Below are 1,105 nucleotides of genomic sequence, written 5' to 3' on the forward strand. Positions count from 1 at the left end.
GTCCCGCATGGACCGCCGCGCCGATCGCGGCCCGATCGCGATCGCCGACGTACGCGCCCGCACCGAACAGGCGTTCACCCGGCTGGACGCCGACCACGATGGCTACGTCACGGCCGACGAACGTCGCGCCGGCCGCCAGGCGATGCGCGAGCAGCGTCGCGAACGCCGGGCCGAGCGCCGCGCCGCCGTCCAGGCCCGAGAGGCGTCGCCTCAGACGCCGCCTTCGGAGTAAGGAAGGTGTCGGGGACGACGGTCATGGACCGATCCGCCCTTTTATCTGAGAGGGAAGAGGGCCGGATTGGCGCTGATCGCCGACCCCGACGAGGAACTGGTGCGCCGCGTGGGTCAGGGCGATCCCGCGGCCATCCAGGCCATGGTCGCCCGCAAGCTGCCGCGCATGCTGGCGCTGGCGCAGCGGATGCTGGGCGATCCCGCCGAGGCCGAGGACGTGGCTCAGGACGCCATGCTCCGGGCCTGGAAGCAGGCCCCGCGCTGGACGCCGGGGAAGGCGAAGTTCGACACCTGGCTGCACCGCGTGGCGCTGAACCTCTGCTACGACCGGCTGGCGACGGCGCGAAAATCCCGACGGATGCGCCGCCCCGAGCGCCCGGACCGAGGGGGCCGGCCCCGGATCGCGGGCTGATGGCGGCCGACGTCGGCGCTCGCGTGCAGGCGGCCTTGGGCCGATTGCCCGATCGCCAACGCGAGGCCATCGTGCTGTGCCATTATCAGGAACTGACCAACATCGAAGCGGCCGCCCTGATGTCGGTCAGCGTGGAAGCGTTGGAAAGCCTGCTGTCCCGCGGACGGCGGGCCTTGAAACTGGCTCTGGCCGACATGCGGCCGGGCGCTGAAGGAGCGTGAGTGTGATGACGGCGGAACGGTTCCTCGCCCTGGCGGCCGCCTACGGGGCTGACATCCGGCGCTGGCCCGAAGCGGAGCGGACGGCGGCGCTGGCCTTTGTCCAGGCCCGGCCGGACGCGCGCGCCCGCCCTGCCGAGGCCGACGCCGGTGGATGCGTTGCTGCAGGCGTCCAGGGCTCCGGCGGTCTTGGCTTCCCTGCGCGAGCGGGTCATCGCCTCCGCCGCTCAGGCCGGGCTCAGGG

General features: G+C 72.9%; 2 protein-coding genes and 1 pseudogene. All 3 read left to right on the plus strand.

What is annotated here, in order from left to right:
- Positions 1 to 232, plus strand: a pseudogene (locus AC2W7C_RS18280) (hypothetical protein); the annotation flags it as partial.
- A 66-nt stretch (positions 233 to 298) separates the two neighbouring features.
- Positions 299 to 643 carry a sigma-70 family RNA polymerase sigma factor gene (locus tag AC2W7C_RS18285; RefSeq protein ID WP_486002617.1) on the plus strand — a complete coding sequence of 115 codons (345 nt, stop codon included), beginning with the start codon at positions 299 to 301 and terminating at the stop codon, positions 641 to 643.
- A complete protein-coding gene (locus tag AC2W7C_RS18290) occupies positions 643 to 864 on the plus strand; it encodes a sigma factor-like helix-turn-helix DNA-binding protein (RefSeq protein WP_486002618.1) in 222 nt (73 codons plus the stop codon). The genes AC2W7C_RS18285 and AC2W7C_RS18290 overlap by 1 nt, the downstream gene beginning before the upstream one ends.
- The last annotated feature ends 241 nt before the right edge of the window (positions 865 to 1,105 follow it).

Source organism: Brevundimonas sp. CURTG3B2_SDJG (genome assembly GCF_057364705.1).